Source organism: Citrobacter sp. Cpo148 (assembly GCF_030332375.1).
GTDB classification, from domain to species: domain Bacteria; phylum Pseudomonadota; class Gammaproteobacteria; order Enterobacterales; family Enterobacteriaceae; genus Citrobacter; species Citrobacter portucalensis.
Window position 1 is genome coordinate 118,183 of record NZ_JAOWHY010000044.1, and the last position, 17,336, is coordinate 135,518.

General features: G+C 55.7%; 5 protein-coding genes, 1 other RNA gene and 1 pseudogene. 2 read left to right on the forward strand and 5 right to left on the reverse strand.

Annotated elements, in window-relative coordinates; translation table 11 throughout:
• Together OGY10_RS14670 and OGY10_RS14675 are read left to right on the forward strand one after the other, a co-directional pair.
• Nucleotides 1-108: pseudogene (locus OGY10_RS14670) on the forward strand (phage late control D family protein); the annotation flags it as partial.
• A 68-nt stretch (nt 109-176) separates the two neighbouring features.
• Nucleotides 177-395, forward strand: coding sequence for an ogr/Delta-like zinc finger family protein (locus tag OGY10_RS14675; RefSeq protein ID WP_000980498.1), 219 nt, complete (start codon nt 177-179; stop codon nt 393-395).
• Nucleotides 396-512: 117 nt separating this feature from the next.
• Here OGY10_RS14675 and ssrA read toward each other — a convergent pair.
• From ssrA to OGY10_RS14700, 5 genes are all read right to left on the reverse strand, one after another.
• Nucleotides 513-876, reverse strand: a transfer-messenger RNA (tmRNA) gene (gene ssrA, locus OGY10_RS14680).
• Between the two features lie 72 nt (nt 877-948).
• A complete protein-coding gene (locus OGY10_RS14685) occupies nt 949-2,112 on the reverse strand; it encodes a beta-barrel domain-containing protein (RefSeq protein WP_156183273.1) in 1,164 nt (387 codons plus the stop codon).
• 7 nt (nt 2,113-2,119) lie between these two features.
• Nucleotides 2,120-4,306, reverse strand: coding sequence for a type I secretion system permease/ATPase (locus OGY10_RS14690; protein ID WP_079934271.1), 2,187 nt, complete (start codon nt 4,304-4,306; stop codon nt 2,120-2,122).
• Nucleotides 4,303-5,712, reverse strand: coding sequence for a TolC family outer membrane protein (locus OGY10_RS14695; RefSeq protein ID WP_008785529.1), 1,410 nt, complete (start codon nt 5,710-5,712; stop codon nt 4,303-4,305). Before OGY10_RS14695 ends, OGY10_RS14690 begins: the two co-directional genes overlap by 4 nt.
• Nucleotides 5,713-5,812: 100 nt before the next feature.
• On the reverse strand, nt 5,813-17,002 hold the full coding sequence (locus tag OGY10_RS14700) for a BapA/Bap/LapF family large adhesin (RefSeq protein ID WP_286576939.1): 11,190 nt from the start codon (nt 17,000-17,002) through the stop codon (nt 5,813-5,815).
• Between the last annotated feature and the right edge of the window lie 334 nt (nt 17,003-17,336).

A 17,336-nucleotide genomic window follows, 5' to 3' on the forward strand; every position in this document is an offset into this window, starting at 1 on the left:
GATGCAGAATGGACCATTACCACCCTGACGCATTCTGTCAGCCCGGATAATGGATTTACGACCAGCATGGAGCTTGAAGTAAAGATTGATGATCTTGAAATTGAATAATTGGTTCTCAATATTAAATAATGATGTATCATTATTGCGACTACGGCAAGGGTGGTGGGATAACAGCGATGATGAACTGTCCAGAGTGCGGTCATGCAGCACATACCAGAAGCAGCTTTCAGGTATCAGCTACGACAAAAGAACGTTACAACCAGTGCCAAAATATAAATTGTGGCTGTACGTTCGTTACTCATGAAACGTTTGTACGGCACATTATAAAACCGAATCTAATTTCTTCTGCGCCGCCACATCCTGGAAAAGGTGGTCAAGGCCACATGAGTTTCTGAACAGAACCCGCTTTAATGGCGGGTTTTTTGTTGCCGCCACTCCGACACTCTGTCGCCATTTTGCCGCCACAACCATAGAAAAAGGGGCTACGTTTTCACGTAACCCCTTGTTTTATTTGGTGGAGCTGGCGGGAGTTGAACCCGCGTCCGAAATTCCTACATCCTCGGCACTACATGCTTAGTCAGTCTTTACATTCGCCTGGCACCTGCGGACAGACACGCCACTACCAGACTAGCCTGATTAGTTTTAACGCTTCAACCCCAGGCAGGGCCTCCACGCGATCTCTTTTGGGTTTGACCTCTCTTTGATCCCCGTCTTAAGAGCGGAAGCTAGGGAGAGAGGGCTCAGAGCAGGTTATTAAGCTGCTAAAGCGTAGTTTTCGTCGTTTGCGACTATTTTTTTGCGGCTTTTTACGAGGCCAACCGCCCCTCGGCATGCACCTTGGGTTTCGCGAATCCCGTCGAATCCAGAATCAGCCCCAATGTGTTAGAGCAAGTATAACAGACTTGTGACACGCGTGACCAGCCCCCGCAACCCCTAATCCTCAAGGATTTAGCGCTCGCGCAGCGCTTCTTTTGCGCGATTAAACGGTTTGATTAAATAGTCGACGATGGTTTTTTCACCTGTTTTTATATCCACTGTGGCAATCATGCCCGGTACTATGGAGAAATGGCGTCCCAGTTTGTTCTGTAAGAAGTCCTGATGTGTGCGGATAAACACGCGGTAATAGAAGATTTCCGGTTTCACTTTGTCCTGAATGGTGTCCGGAGAGATGGTTTCGACTACGCCTTCCAGTCCGCCGTAAATGGCGTAGTCATAGGCGGTTATCTTTACCAGCGCCCGCTGGCCGGGATGGATGAAAGCGATATCACGCGGCGACAGGCGGGTTTCTATCAGCAGATGATCGTCCAGCGGCACAATCTCCATCATCTCGCCGTTGGGCGGGATAACGCCGCCGATGGTGGTGACCTGGATGTTTTTCACAATACCGCGCATCGGCGCGCGTACGGTCAGGCGGGTGACGGAATCCTCACGTCCTTTTAAAATCGCCGCCAGCATATCCACTTCGGCGTTGGCCTTTGACAGCGCTTCCCGCGCCTGCACGAAATATTGCGAGCGCAGATCGGTGATTTTTAATCCCAGATCGCTTTTTTGTCGTTGCAGGCGCAGCACTTCTACGTGGCTGGCAGCACCGCTTTTCTCCAGCCGTTGGGTGATGGCCAGTTCTTTATTTACTGAGATCAGTGCATCCTGAAGTTCTGCCATTGAATCCGCAAGCTGCGCGCGGCGGCTTTTATACAGGCGAGTTTCGGAGGCGATGAGATCCGGCCAGGCGCGCAGTGAATCGGGAAAGACCAGCGGCAGATCGTTAACTTCGGCATTAAGCCTTGCGCTGGAAGCCAGTGAGGCGCGATAACGGGCTGCACTCTCCCCAACGTTGGACTCAGAACGGGTGGGGTCGAGGCGGGCGACTATTTGATTGGCCTGCACTTTATCTCCCTCGCGTACTGTAAGCTCGGCGAGAATGCCGCCATCCAGCGACTGCAAGACCTGCTCTCGCGAGCTGGGGATCACTTTCCCGCTGCCGGTTGAGACTTCATCCAGCTTGCCGAAATATGCCCAGATACCCAGGACGGCAAACAGCAGCGTGCTGAGCAGAATAATACGGCTGGCCCCGGAAAAACGGTGCTCGCGGCGGATATCGAGGTCGTCCATGGCGGCATCATGCGGATTGGTTTTCATTTTTCCACTCCCGACCGTGAGTTGGGGCGGGTGCCCGGCTCGCATTTAATGCCTGCGCTTTCGGGGCATCCATAACCAGTTGGCCTTCTTTTAATACCACCACGCGTTCGACCAGCTCCAGAACCGGTACGCGATGAGTGGCGACAATCAATGTGCGGTTGCCCAGCCACTGGTTCAGGCGCTGAATAAACTCCCGCTCGGTATGTTCATCCAGCGAGGCGCTGGGTTCGTCGAGCAGCACGATATTGGGCGATCGCAGCAGCATTCTTGCCAGCAGGATCGACTGCCGTTGTCCACCGGACAAACCGTTGCCGCCCTCCATAATGGGATGCGCCAGCCCTTTGGCGAGCTGTTTAACGAAAGCTGCCGCGCCGCTGACCTCCAGCGCTTCGAAGATCTGCGCGTCGCTGGCATGCGGTGCGCCGAGGGTCAGGTTCTCGCGTAGGGTGCCGAAAAACAGCCGCGCGTTCTGGCTAAGAAAACCGATGTTGCGGCGTAAATCAGCCATATCGATCTGCGCCAGACTCAGGTTGTCGAGCCGGACATCGCCCTGGATAATCTCCACACCGCCCGCCATGGCTTGCAGCAGGGTTGATTTCCCGGCACCGTTACGCCCGAGGATTGCCACGCGCTCGCCGGGCATGACCTCCAGGCGCGAGATGCGCAGCGGAACGCGCTGATCGTCGCTGTGGTAGCGAAAGTGTGCGTTCTCAAACAGATAATGGCCGTGAAAAATCTCCTGATGCACCCGGTCTTCGTCGTACTGCGTTTCGGTGGGAAGCTGCATGATGCTGTCTAACCCCATCTTCGCCGCCTTGACCTGTTGCCAGCGGGCCAGCACACCGCACAGATTAGCCATTGGGGCAATCATTCTGGAACCGAGCATCGAAGCGGCCACCACGGCCCCGGTGGTCATCGTGCCTTCAATGACCATCGGCGCGCCGAACATAATGATGGCGGCGTAGACCAGACTTTGTACCGACATGCCCCAGCCAATCAGCCCCTGAGTCAGCCTGCGCGTGCGCAGCCCGGACTCTCCGGTAATGCGGATGTAGCTGTTCCACTGCTGTAAAAAGCGGTTTTCCGCCTGCATCAGCTTGATGTCTTCCAGCCCCTGAACGCTCTCGACCAGCACCGCGTTGCGCAGGGTGGATTCATGGGCAGCCTGGTTGGCGAGCACCGCCAGCTTCTTCTGTAACAGCAAACCGGGCAGGATCATCAGCAGGGCCGCGACGGGCGCTATCCATGCCAGCGGCGGGGCGATAAAAGCCAGCACTACGATAAACAAAAAGAAAAACGGCAGATCGACAATGGTCGACATGGTCGAGGAGGTGATCATCTCGCGAACCTGTTCCAGCTCGCGCAGTTGAGAAATGAAGCTCCCCGTCGAGCGGGGGACGGCGCTGTTGCGCAGGCGCAATGCATGGCTGAACACGCGATCGGAAATGCGCATATCGGCGCGTTTGCCGAGCAGGTCCATTATGTGGGTACGCGCTTCGCGCAGCAAAAAGCCAAACAGCACCGCCACCAGTACGCCAGTGGAGAGAACATACAGCGTTGGATAAGACTGGGCGGGGATCACCCGGTCATAAACCTGCATGGAAAAGATAATCCCGGCGAGCGACAGAACGTTAATCAGAAAGGCGGCAATCATGACCGGCAGATAAGGACTAATGTCTTTTAACACCAGTTCGCGCATCCAGTCGGGCTTGAAGCGCGAAATATAGCGGTCTACCCGACTGTCCTTCAGCGCCGACAGCGGGCGCATCGCGGTAATACTCACGATCTCCGGCAGAAGCTCTGCGACCGTGAGCCGGTTACGCTGGCCCTCTTCGGCGATGATAAACACATCCAGTGCATCTTCGCCGTTGAAATGTTCTATCACCATTAGCTGGCCGTCGCGCAGTTCCGCCACCACCGGCAGACGCCACTGACCGAACACCTGCGTGGCGGTATCCAGCGCATGAAATGACAGTCCCGCCTGACGCGCCAGTTGCGACAGGGCCGTTGCCCGGCTTTTTCCCGCAAACCACGGGGCGTTGGCCTGGATTGCGCCGGGAGAACAGGCCACGCGATAGTGATTGGCAATATGCGTCATCGCCTGCGCCCACTGGCTAAGAGCGTGTTCGCTAATTGCATCTTTTGCATGTGAATCGAGGTCGCTCATAGCTTGATCTCCACCGATTGAATGCTGCGATTATTTAAGGCGAACGCCTGGCGAAGCGAGCCAGTGTTATAGAGGCAGTTCAGCTGGAGCTGGCGCAGCTGGTTTTGAGTCTGGAGTTCCGCAAAACGGGCCTGATACACCTCTTGCTCGGCGTTAAGCACGTCGAGCAGCGGGCGCGAACCGAGGTCCAGATACTGCTGTTGATAAAGCTCGCGCGTTTGTTCACTCAGTCGCTGCTGGCGGCGCAGAATCTGCAGGGCGGTGGCGAGGCTCATTGCCTGGCTGCGGGACTCCAGTAATTTTTGTCGTACTTCGAGTCGGGTGCGCTGGATGGAGTATTGTGCAGACTCTACCGCATGGCTGGCGGCGTTGCGCCTGGCGGTGAGTCCGCCCCCCTGATACAGCGGCATCTCAACTTTTACCCACGTGGAGTACTGGGTTTTGTCGAGCACCTCATGGCTGGGGTATTTGTCGTTGAGATAATGCTGCACCGACGGTTCCAAAGAGATGGTGGGCGTCATCTGCGCGTTGGCGTAATCGAGATTTGCCTGTGCCACATTCGCTTGTGCCCAGGCCGCCAGAACCGCGGGAACCAGTTTATCTTCCGGTTTGACCACATCGCAGCTGCTGTCCAGTTTGGCCGGGAATTCGTTGCTGATGCCGTTAAGTGAGTTCCAGCCGAGGTAACTCATCAATGTGGCCTTACTGCTGTCGAGATTGGCCTGATACTGCGCCAGCTGAGAACGCGCAGACTCGATACGCGCATCGGTTTGTACCACGTCGGACAGCGAGGTTGCCCCTTCATCATTGCGTTGTCGGGTCAGTCGACCAATGTCGTTTAAGGCGGTGAGCTGTTCTTCGGCGGCATCCACCATTTGTTGCCACGTCTGCACCTGGACTATCGCGTTGGCGGTTGCGTGGGCGATGGTATCAATACTGAGTAACACATTCGCCTGCTGTTGTGCGGCTCCGGCGGTCTCGGCTCGGACCTGGCTTGCCACTTTGCCGAAGTCGTACAGCATTTGTGACACCGAAATAACCAGCGCCGGGCTAAAGCCGTGGTCGGTATAGGTATTGCTGTAACCGTTATTCATTCCGGCAGAAACCTGCGGGTAATATTTCGATTTCGCCACGTCGATCTGTTCGTTTTGCGAAAGCAGTTTGCCGATCGATTCACGAATAGAAGGATGCCAGCTCACGGCACGACTTACCGCGTCGTTGAGCATCAGGTTGCCGGGGGCGGCAGCGCTCAGCGGCAGATCGGCAACCGCGCCGTCCAGCGAGGGAAGCATCTGGCTGGTGGCCAGTCCTTCCGGCGTAATAATTTGCGGTTCATCTTCGGCATTCACCCGCAGGGTACAGAGCGTTAATGCCAGAAGTAATGCAACAGGCGCGACATTTCTCATAGTTTATCCCTTACAAAATACGGCAGCGACGACTGTTATTGCCCCGGACGTCATGGCATCCGGGGCTGTAGTTATGGCGCTTTAACGCATTGCGTTAACGTCAGGGCACGATGTGATTTTGTTGCACCAGCTCATCGAGCGTGGTGTGTACGTTCTCCAGCGTTATGAGATTGGTTGAGTGATATGTGTTGCCCGTACCGTCGCGGTCGATGGCAATCACCGTGTTGTTACCGCTGGTGGTTACGGTGAGGTAGTTGCCGAGCGTAGCGTTCTGCCCGTTCCAGCCCACCAGCAGGTCGCCGATATCGATTTTGTCACCCTGGGCCAGTGAGAAGTTGGTCCAGGTGTCGGTAGCACCATTGCTAATGTTGCCGCCGGTAGCGTCGTTGGCGTTGAGCAGGTGATAAATCAGCGTATCGCCGTAGGCGCTGCCAGTCAGGCGATCGGCATCGACGGTACTCACCACTTGCGGATTCATATTGATGGTCAGCGTAGCGGTATCGGTATGGCCATTCTGGTCGTTAAGGGTGTAGGTAAATGTCTCTTTGGTGACGATGGTGGAGAGCGAGACATCGCTGTTGAGGGCATAGGTGTAATGACCATCAATGCCAATGGTCAGTTTGCCGTACAACCCGTTAATGATGGCGCTGGTCGTGCTACTCAGCGGATCAAGCGTGACGGTACTGCCGCCCGTGCCGTTCACCGTCAGCAAGGTATGCACGCTGGCAATATGGTCTCCGTCATAAATATTGCCGGTGACGCTGTTCGCTGTGGAAGTCTCGAAGTTTTGCAGGTCGATTATCGTACCTTTCACGCTGGGGGTGATGGTGATATTCCCCAGCCCCAGCCCCCCGACGCTTCCGGTATAGTCGAGGCGATAGTTGCCGGGGTGCAGTACGATCCCGCTCAAGGCTATATCGATATTGCCACCAACCAGCAATCCGCCATTGAAAGAGTTACCGGCAATCTTGATGTTGTTGCTGTCATACAGCGCCCAGGTGACGGTCAGCCCGCCCAGCGTCAGACCTGACGCGACGTTAAAATGCAGTATGGCGTTTTGCACCGCCGTTCCCGTAGCGATTTCAATGACGCCAGTACCACTTTTTGAGGTGGGTGAAAGGAGTTGGGCACTCCAGCTGGCGTTCCCGACGCTGTCGTCGGTAAACGACCGGGAAGTATCCGCCTGGGTACTAACCGCCATCGTGCTGCTGACGTCATTTACTGCATCCAGCGCCTGTGGGGTCGGTTTGATATTCAGCGATGCACTGCCGGTATCACCGTTTGGCGCTTTGACCTTATACACGAAACTGTCCGGCGTATTGATACCGTCTGCGCCCAGTCCGCTTCTCAGCGTGTAGGTGTAGTTCCCTTTCGCATCAATAGTCAGCGTGCCGTACTGCCCGTTAATGGTGGTTGTACCCGTTCCGTTTACGGTGACACCGTTAACTTCGGTGATAACGGTATTGGCCGGAGCCGAGTCGTTGACCAGCAGGTTTCCATTGGTTGTCGCACTCAGGCTGTCGACGGCGTAGGTGTGATCGGCCTGGATATTCAGGGTATAGCTGGTCAGCAGCGTCAGACCGCCGGAGGCGTTAAGCAGGAACAGATAGTCACCGCCAGGCAGGGTGATGGTGTAATCCGTTGAGCTACCTCCTAGCAGCGCCGTGACCCAGTTGGGCTTCACGCGGAACTGCTCATACTGCTGAATGGACTCGTTGAAGCGATAAACATAGAGGTCAAAACCGCCAACCGTGACGCCGAGAACGCTGGCCTTGACGGTCAGCGTGCGGGTTGCGCCATCATCCACATTAAATTTGATCGGATTGGTTAAACCGTTAACCAGACTGACATCCAGCACATTACCCAGTCCGACGTTGGCGAGGGTGAAGCCGGTTTGCTGTGATGTGCCATGATCAACCGCGATGACCTGCGTCCCGTAAGTCAGCGCAGCCACATCGTCTGCCGCGGTTACCGTACTGGTGGTGGGCGCCTGACCGAACGTTACCACCAGTTTTGCCGAGGAGTGATCGCTGCCATGCGTCAGCGTGTAGGTGAAACTTTCAGAACGGCCATACACCGAGATTGACGTATCGGTCAGGGTATAGGTGTAGCTACCGTTCTGATTGATATGCAGGATGCCGTATTTCCCCTGCACATCAATGCCGCCCGACGGGATGTTCACGACGTTGCCGTTACCGTCGGTGATGGCGGTGACCAGCGTGCCGGAAGGGGCATTATCCTGCCCGTTGGCGGGATCGATATCGGTGATGATATTGCCAGACTCGGTAGTACCGCCGGTGATGGTTCCTGCGCTAGCTTTTACCACAGAGACATCAAGGCTGGTGTATGCTCCGGTCGCCAGCAGGTTGGTGTTGTAGCTGACCACGCGGTAATCACCACCAGTCAGTCCGCTGTAATTGAGCGTTACGCCTGAGGCGCCCAGAGTGAGGAGGCTGGCAAAGTCTGGTTTTCCGGTATCCACCACCGTAACCCAGGCATTCAGCGCGGTGTCAAAGCGCTGGATGACGACTTCAAGTGTGTTTAACAGCGACAGCACTACGCCGGTCGCTGCGGCATTGATTGTAATGGATCCGCTGCCGCCAGAAGCGATGCTGAAATTCACGCTTGCCGTATCGTTCCCCAGCACGTTGGCGACATTTCCCAGCGCATTGACCAACAGGAAACCATAATCGCTTTGATGCTCGGTGCTGACAGTGACATCGGTTTGTAGCGGCAGGCTGGTGACATTGTCTTCAGCCAGCAGCGGCAATACTGGTGCGAGAGCGCTTGTCGGCGATGAGGTATTTCCCGCCGCATCGGTCGCCGTGGCGGACAGTGACTGCCCTTCAATCTGGCGAACCGGCAGGTTGACGCTGTAGACACCGCTGCTGTTGGCGATTGCCGTCACGCTGGTGCCGCCGGGCAGAGAAATGGTGACCGTGCTTCCCGCTTCGGCGACGCCGCTGACGGTACCGCCATCGGCGTTGATCAGGAGCGTTGGCGCGGTCGGTGGCGTGGTGTCCACAATCACGCTGAACGAACCGGACAACCCACTTGCGCCGTTGGCGTTGGTTGCCGTGGCGGTAAACGCATGGTTACCTTCGCTGAGTGCACCGGATGGGGTAAAGCTCCAGATCCCGTTACCGTCTGCGGTCGTGAAGCCCATTAGCACGCCGTTGTTGTACAGATTGATGACGGCGTTAGCCTGCGCCGTTCCGCTGAGCGTTGGCAGGGTGTCATTGGTGGTTTTACCGGGAGCGACGGGTCCCATGATAGTGCCGACGTCATCGAGCACGCTGGCAATAACAGGCGCAGGTGGTACGCCGGTAAACGGTGCCAGCACGTTACCCGCCGTACCGATGTTGCCTGCGGCATCCTGTGCGCTGACCATCAGAGTTTGCCCACTGATTTGCGGTGGGTTCAGAGTGAAGGTGAAATTACCGGAGGCGTTGGCGGTTGCCGTGCCGAGCACCGTTCCGCCGCTGGAGGTAATAATGACCGTGCTGTTTGGCTCGGCAACGCCGGTGAGCGCGGTGCCGTTGGCGTTTACCGCCAGCCCGGTTGGGATACCCGGGGCAACGGTATCGACCACGATCGCTGCCGCAGACGATATACCACTGGTATTACCCGCGCTGTCCGTTGCGGTGATGGTAAACGAGTGGGTACCTTGTGCCAGCGCGGTAGTCGGGGTGTAGCTCCAGTTGCCGCTGCCATCCGCCGTTACGCTGGTGACAAAGCTGCCGTTATCATAAATATCAACTCGCGCGTTGGCTTCCGTGATGCCGTTTAACGTTGGGCGTGCGTCGTTGGTCGGCTGATTGCTGCCAATCGGCCCGGTGTTTGGCCCGACATCGTCAATAATGCTGCTGATTGAAGGCTGCGTCGGCGCCGTGGTGTCAACCACCACGCTAAAGCCTGCCGTCGCGCCGCTGGTGTTGCCCGCCGCATCAGTGGCGGTGACTGTGAAGGTGTGCGATCCATTAGCCAGCGGTGTGGTTGGGGTAAACGACCAACTGTTATTGCTTTGCACCAGCGCGGTACCCAACAGGGTGCTTCCGTCATAGATGCTGATGGTGCTGCCTGCCTCGGCGGTGCCGTTCAGCGTCGGGCGTGCATCGTTGGTCAGCTGTCCGTTGCTGAGCGCTGCATTGAACACGCCGCCTGCGATATCATCCACCACAGAGACCAGCAGCGGGACGGATGGTGCAATGGTGTCGACATTAATCGTAAACCCACCTGAGACAGGACTCACGTTCCCGGCGGCGTCGGTGGCGATGGCGGTAAACACATGCTGACCGTTGCCAAGTGTGGTGGTCAGATATTCCCAGGTGCCGTCTATCGTCGCAGTCACCGTTGTCAGCAGCGCGCCATTATCGTAGATGGCTACCCGGGCTCCGGCTTCCGCTGAACCGCTGAGTACGGGACGGGTGTCGTTGGTAGAGGCTCCGTTCGATAGCGTTCCGGTTCCCGGCTGCACGTCATCAAACGCCTGGATAATCGTTGGCGCAAGCGGGGCGACGGTATCAACAACGATGTTAAATCCCGCAGACGTCGGGCTGACGTTTCCAGCCGCGTCGGTGGCTGTTACCGTCAGCGCGTGGTTACCGTTGCTAAGTGGGGTTCCCGGTGTGAAGGTCCAGGCGCCCGTACCATCTACAGGAGCAGATCCGATCAGCGCTCCGTTATCGTAAATTTTCACCATGGAATTGGCTTCTGCCGTACCGCTAAGCGTCGGGAGTGGATCGTTCGTGGCCTGACCGTTGTTCAGATTTCCAATCAGTGGGCCGACATCATCCGCAACCTGAGTAATCACTGGTGCTGTCGGTGCCAGAGTATCGACGGTGAAGGTAAAGCCACCAGAAGGCAGGCTGGTATTGCCTGCGCTATCTGTAGCCGTGACGGTCAGAGTATGCTGGCCGTTACCCAATGCCGCGGAGGGTGTAAAACTCCAGCTTCCGCCTGCGCCGACGATGGTGGTGCCAATCGGCTGACCATCGCTCAGCACGGTAATGGTCGCGCCAATTTCACCGGTACCGCTGAGCGCCGGGCGACTTTCGTTGCTGATTTGCCCGTTGGAGATAGGCCCGGTTGTCGGCGCAGTATTGTCCTGCACCGAACTGATGACCGGTATTGACGGGGCAATAGAGTCCAGCTCAATAGTAAACGATGATGATACTCCGCCTGTGTTTCCCGCCTGATCTGTGGCAACGACGGTGAAAATATGTTGCCCCTGTCCCAGCGGAGCATCCGGAGTGAAGCTCCAGTTACCTGACTCGTCCACCTGAGTTGTACCTATTTCAGCGCCGTTATCACGGATCGTGATGATGGCACCAATCTCACCTTTGCCGTTCAGGGTAGGCTGCGCATCGTTTGTAAGCTGTCCGTTGGTCAGCGCGGTATTGCCGGGCTGATCGTCAATTACTGAGGTAATGCTCGGTGCGGCTGGCGCCAGCGTGTCGACGACGACCACAAATGGTGGCGTTGTCGGGCTAATGTTACCCGCGTTATCTGTAACGCTGGCAGTCAGCGAGTGGCTTCCTTCTCCGAGAGCAGGGGCAGGCGTAAAGCTCCAGTTGCCATTTTCGTCGCTGGTGGTTGTGCCGATTACCGTGCCATTATCGCGGATGGTAACAACCGAATCCGCCTCGGTAACGCCAGCAAGCGTTGGGGTATTATCATTGGTCAACTGCCCTGAGGTCAGGGGCTGGATCGTACCAACGTTGTCCGTGACTGTCACAATAGATGGCGCATTCGGTACCAGGGTATCGACAATGATCCGGAAATCACTGGATGGATCTCCCTGGTTGCCAGCGGCGTCCGTTGCGCGGGCGGTAAAGAGATGATCGCCTTCTCCCAGCGGTGCTGTCGGGGTAAAGCTCCAGAATCCGTTACTGTTTACGGTCGTTGTGGCATAAGCGACACCGTTATCGTAGAGGGTAATGGTTGCCCCGGGTTCGCCAGTTCCGTTGAGCGTCGGACGCGAATCATTTGTAATTTGCCCTTTATCCAACGAGCCAGTGCCGGGGGCAACATCGTCGATAATGCTGGTGATCGTTGGCGCTTGCGGTGCCGTCGTGTCGATGGTGATAGCGTAGTTGGGTGACTGACCGCTGGGTATGCCACCGACGGTTTGCGACACAGTGAAGTTATAAGTTGCACCGTTAGTTAGTGGGGCGGGTAACTGATAACTCCATGCGCCAGAAACAACGTCGGCTATTACCGATGGAACTTGCAAAACACCATTTACATAAATATTAACAGTCGCTCCTGCAGTGGCAGTCCCTTGCAGCAGTGGTAAGGTGTCATTGGTGGTTTTACCGTTGCCAATCACCCCCATGATGGGCGCGATGTCATCAACGATCTCAAGCGTTGGTGGATGAGGAACGCTGGAGGTAGCAGCGCTAAACGTTGTCGGGTCGCTTTGATTTCCGGCGGGATCCTGAGCGATGGCGTTGAGCGCCTGACCGGTTGTTTGCGCTGGCGAAATTGTGACAGCGAAGTTACCTGAATCGTCAGCGATCCCTTGGCCGAGGATCGAAGTACCGCTGCGAATGATGACGGTACTGCCTGGATCGGCAGAGCCGCTAACCAGCGTACCGTTCGGGTCTACGCTGGTAACCGTAGGCGTTGCAGGCGGCAGGGTATCGACAATCAACGTCAGCGGGTTATCTGCTGCCAGTGAGTTACCTGCGTCATCCACGGCGCCGAAAGTCAGTTTGTGAGTGATATTGGGCGTGAGGGGGACATCCACACTCCAACTGCCGTTAGCAGCAACGGTAGCTGTCGCAATGGCGATGGGATTGTTACCATCGAAAATCAAAACCGTACTGCCCGGTGTGCCGGTACCGCTAATGGTTGGCGTTGTATCGTCCGTGACGCTGCCGCTGGTTAGCGAACCGGTAAAGACGCCAACGTTATCCTGGATATCCGTGACCTGCGGCAACGTTAACTTCGTGTTGTTAACCGTAAACGAAATGCTGTTTGAATTGTCGCTGACGTTACCTGCGGGGTCTGTTGCGGTAGCGCTTAATGTGTAGCTCCCGTTTGCCAGCGCAGTCCCGGGGGTAATACTCCAGGTACCGCCTGCCACCGTTGCAGTACCGATCACCGTACCGCCGTTATACAGAGTGATGATGTCTCCATTGACACCTGTACCACGAATGGTTGGCGTGGTGTCATCGGTCACGGCGTTGGGTGCAAGGTCACCCATGATATCGCCGACGTTATCATTGGCGGCGATAATCACCGGCGGCGCAGACGGCGTCGTGTCGATGTTCAGTGTTATAGCTGTTGATGGCTGGCTGACGTTGCCTGCAGGATCGGTTGCGGTGAGGGTTACCTGGTAAGTACCTGGAGTAACCGGTGCTGGCGGAGTAAAGCTCCAGGTTCCGTCTGCACCTACTGTTGTCGTTCCCTGCAAAGGGGGAGTGCCGTTCAGATAAACGGTAATCAAATCTCCGACGTTCCCCGTGCCGCTAAAGGTTGGCGTGGTATCGTTGGTGTTGCCGTTAGTGACCACACCCGTTACTGGAGCCACATCGTCGGTAATGATTGGCGCGGCTGGTTGTGCGGGAGGTGTGTTGTCTACCGTCAAGGTAAAGCTGGCCGATGGGATCCCCGTGTTGCCTGCAACGTCAGTCGCTGTAGCGGTGAACTTATGCGGCCCGTCGGTGAGTGAGGTTGGGGTAAATGTCCAGGTGCCGTCTGGCTGTACGGTGACGGTACCAATGGAACCGCCATTATCATAAATCGTAATCTTCGCGCCGGGCTCGCCGGTTCCGGAGAGTTCAGGATTCAAGCTCTTGGTACTGCTGCCGTTACTCAGCGTTTGTAGATTTGTCCCAATCAGACCTTCTGCAGAGCTGATAACCGGGGCTGCTGGTGGGGTGGTATCAATCGTTAGCGTAAAGGTCCCGGCATTGCTGGCGTTGCCTGCAACGTCCGTGGCAATAGCGGATAAATTGTGTGTGCCTTCACTGAGCGGTTGGTCGAGTTGAATACTCCAGGTGCCTCCGGGCAAAACAGTCGTGCTTCCAATTGGCGTAGCTCCATCATAAAGAGTGATCTTAGAACCGTCCGTTCCGGTTCCTTTCAGCTCTGGCAAGGTATCGTTTGAACGGCTTCCGGTAGGCAGATCGATCGGTGCATTCCCAACGTCGTCGGTAGCAGCCAAAATGACAGGAGCGCCTGGCGGTTGGGTATCTACGGTAACGCTGACCACTGTGGGTGAGGTGATGACATTACCGGCGGCATCAGTTGCCGATACCGTAAACTGGTGGGTGCGATCGCTGAGCACCTGATTCCCCGGAACGGTATAACTCCAGGTACCCGAGCTGTCGACAAGAATAACCGTCAATAACTGAATGCCATCGTACAGGTTTACCAGTGAACCTGGCTCACCGGTACCCGAGATGGTTGGCGTATTGTCGTTGGTGACCCAACCGTTATTTGCAACGCTGCCCGTAATGCTGCCAACGTCATCGTTAACCAACGTTATCACTGGAACAGTTGGCGCAATTGTATCGACAATGATTTTCCAGCTTGCCGCGCTGCTGGTGTTATTCGCGGCGTCTGTGGAGGTCACCGTGAAGATGTGAGCGCCCTCGCTTAGCGCCGAGACTGGCGTATAGTTCCAGTTACCGTTGATATCAGCGACAACGGTCGTCAGCAGGGTGCCGTTATCGTAAATTTTGACCTGAGAACCTGCTTCGGCGGTGCCTTCCAGCTTAGGTTTGCTATCGTTGGTGACATCGCCGTTATTGAGAGGGCCCTGATACATGGGCTGGTCATCCGTCACGGCGGTGATGATGGGCGTTCCAGGGGCGGTAATATCCGGAGCCACCGCGGAAGTTGGCTGACTCTCGTTATTGCTACTGTCCGTTGCGGTAACTTTTACCGTTTCGCCGTTCATTTTCGACGGCGTAATCGACACCGTGAAGTTGCCGCCGCTGTCTGCCTGGCCTGTGCCGATCTGAATACCATTGCTGTCTTTTACAGTGACGGTGCTTCCCGCTTCAGCATGTCCGCTTACAGAACCACCGTCCCCGGCGACGGTGACGCCGGTTGGCGCGTCAGGCGCCGTGGTATCCGGGGCGGTAATCGCGCTGTTGCCGCTGGTATTGCCAGCAGCATCCGTCGCGTTGGCGACAAGATGTTCTCCGTTGGTCTGCGGCGGAACCAGCGTGGCGGTGAATTCTCCGTTCGAGCCGGCGGTTACTGTTCCAATTATCGCGCCACCAGGATCCAGAATATGTACCGTACTGTTGGGTTCCGCCATGCCGGTAACCTGATCGCCTGTAGGATTAATCACCAGATTAGCTGGCGGCAGCGGGGCCGTGATGTCTGGCGCGAGCGCGGTTTCCGGTAGGCTTGGGTTCCCGGCAGGATCGGTGGCGATAGCGGTAATGGTTTCACCATTGGTCTGAGGCGGGTTAATGGTGATGGTAAATGAGCCATCCGTTCCGGCGACGCCGCTGCCGATCTGAAGACCGTTATTATTATTGATGGTCACGGTACTTCCTGGTTCGGCTGTACCGGTGACGACAGAGCCGTCGGCAGATACGTTCAGATCGTCCGGCGCTGACGGTGGCTGAGTATCGATAGTGATATTGAATGCCGATGACGTTCCTCCCGTGCCCAGGTGGTTGGTTGCTGTGGTGGTGAAGGAGTATGAGTCGTCCTGCAAGTTGGTGTTGGAGGTCCAGGTCCAGTTGCCGCTGGAATCGGCTTGTACGCTTACAACAAGCGCGCCGTTGTTATAAATGTTAACCGTGCTGTTGGCGTCTGCGGTACCCGAGATCGTAGGCGTTGGGTCGTTGGTGGCCTGATTATTGTTCAATGGCCCAGTTGAGGGGGTAACATCATCCACAATGCTGATGATAACAGGCACGCCCGGGTAGCCAGAGTTGGTGGCATTGAAGGACGTGTCTGGCCCGACGTTGCCTGCCTGGTCCTGAATCTTCGCGATCAGCGCTTCACCGTGCGTCTGTGAAGGTGAAATCGCGATGACGAAATTGCCGGTTTGATCAACGGTAGTTGAACCCAAAACCTGATTATTACTACCGATGATAATGACTTGGCTTCCTACCTCAGCACTACCGGTTACCTCGGTGCCTTGCAGGTTTACGGAGGAAATGACCGCGCCTTCAGGCGGGGTAGTATCGATGGTGAATGTCGGTACACTCGTTTCCGCGCTCACGTTACCCGCATCGTCAGTTTGCGTCAGCGTCAGATTATGAACACCGTCGCTAAGCGGCGTGTCAGGTGTAAACGTCCAGTTACCATTGTCATCCACCTGAACCATGCCAATCAGAATGCCATTATCAGAAATGCTGATGTAAGAGCCCGCTTCACCAGTGCCTGTGAGTGTTGGCGTGGCATCGTCGGTTACACCGTTATTACCTATCAAGCCTTTAATGGAACCTGAATCGTCAGTTACTTCTGTGACCACAGGGGCGTCGGGGGCAAGCGTATCGACAATAATCTCCCAACTGTCCGACATGTCGCTGCTGCCCGTACCGTCTGATGCACTGACGGTAAACTTGTGGGTACCGTCTGCGAGTGGAGAGGATGGCGTAAACGACCAGTTGCCGTTGGCATCGATAGTGACCTGGCCTATTTCGACGCCGTTATCAAAAATATGCAATGTGGCATTTGCGGGGCCGGTGCCCTGGAGAGTAGGCGTATTATCGTTGGTGGATTCCTGCTGATTAACAGGGCCAGTAATCAGCTCCTGGTTATCGATTACGCTGGTGATAACGGGTACGTCAGGCATGTTAGGGGTTGTTGTTGGCGGTGAACCACCATCCCCATTACCACCGTTGCCATTACCGTTGCCGGCATTATTATCACTCCCGCCGTCACCACCGCCGCCACCTCCACCACCCGCCGCGAGGCCAATTCCGCCTGCTACCGCGATCCCACCAAGAACCCACGGCCAGACGGCGCCGCCTTCATGGCTTCCCTCAGCAGTCATTAGCGGAGTGAGATCGTCCAGATGCTGGAAATGGAATGCCCCATCAGTATCCTGAACCCACCACAGCGCGCCATTACTGTCTTCCAGAACAAGCTGGTTTTGCGCATCACCTTTTCCGACATAGAAGTTCTTAATGGTGATGGTTTCACCTGAGCGGAGAGTGACAACCAGATCCTGATTCACGCGAGTCAGTTGACTTACCTCCTCACGTGACACCGACAGTTTCACGATAGAAGGCGAACTGAGCGTAACTTCAGAGGATTCAACATTTGTGGAAACGCCAGTTAATTTTGATACAACGGCGAGTAGACGCATATGTTCACTCCTGATGGCATGTCGGGAGTATTAATCCGCAACAGCGCGCTGGGAAAATGAGCAGACAGGGGCCCCGTTCACCATAAAGATGAATTTACACAGGTAATTACATTGATTAGATCATGCAGAAGTTCATTTACTTATCAAATACGTTCGGGCCCTGTTAGCTGAATAGTTCTTTCGTATTAGATGATATAGTCAGAAAGAATGTATTCTGCAACTTATCCATATATAAAAATATATTTGGCTAATTGAAAAGTATACTTCCCGGTGTGTATTCAATGATTTGTCTTTAGTTAACTTATTGTATTTAAAGGTTTGCTCATTTAATTGA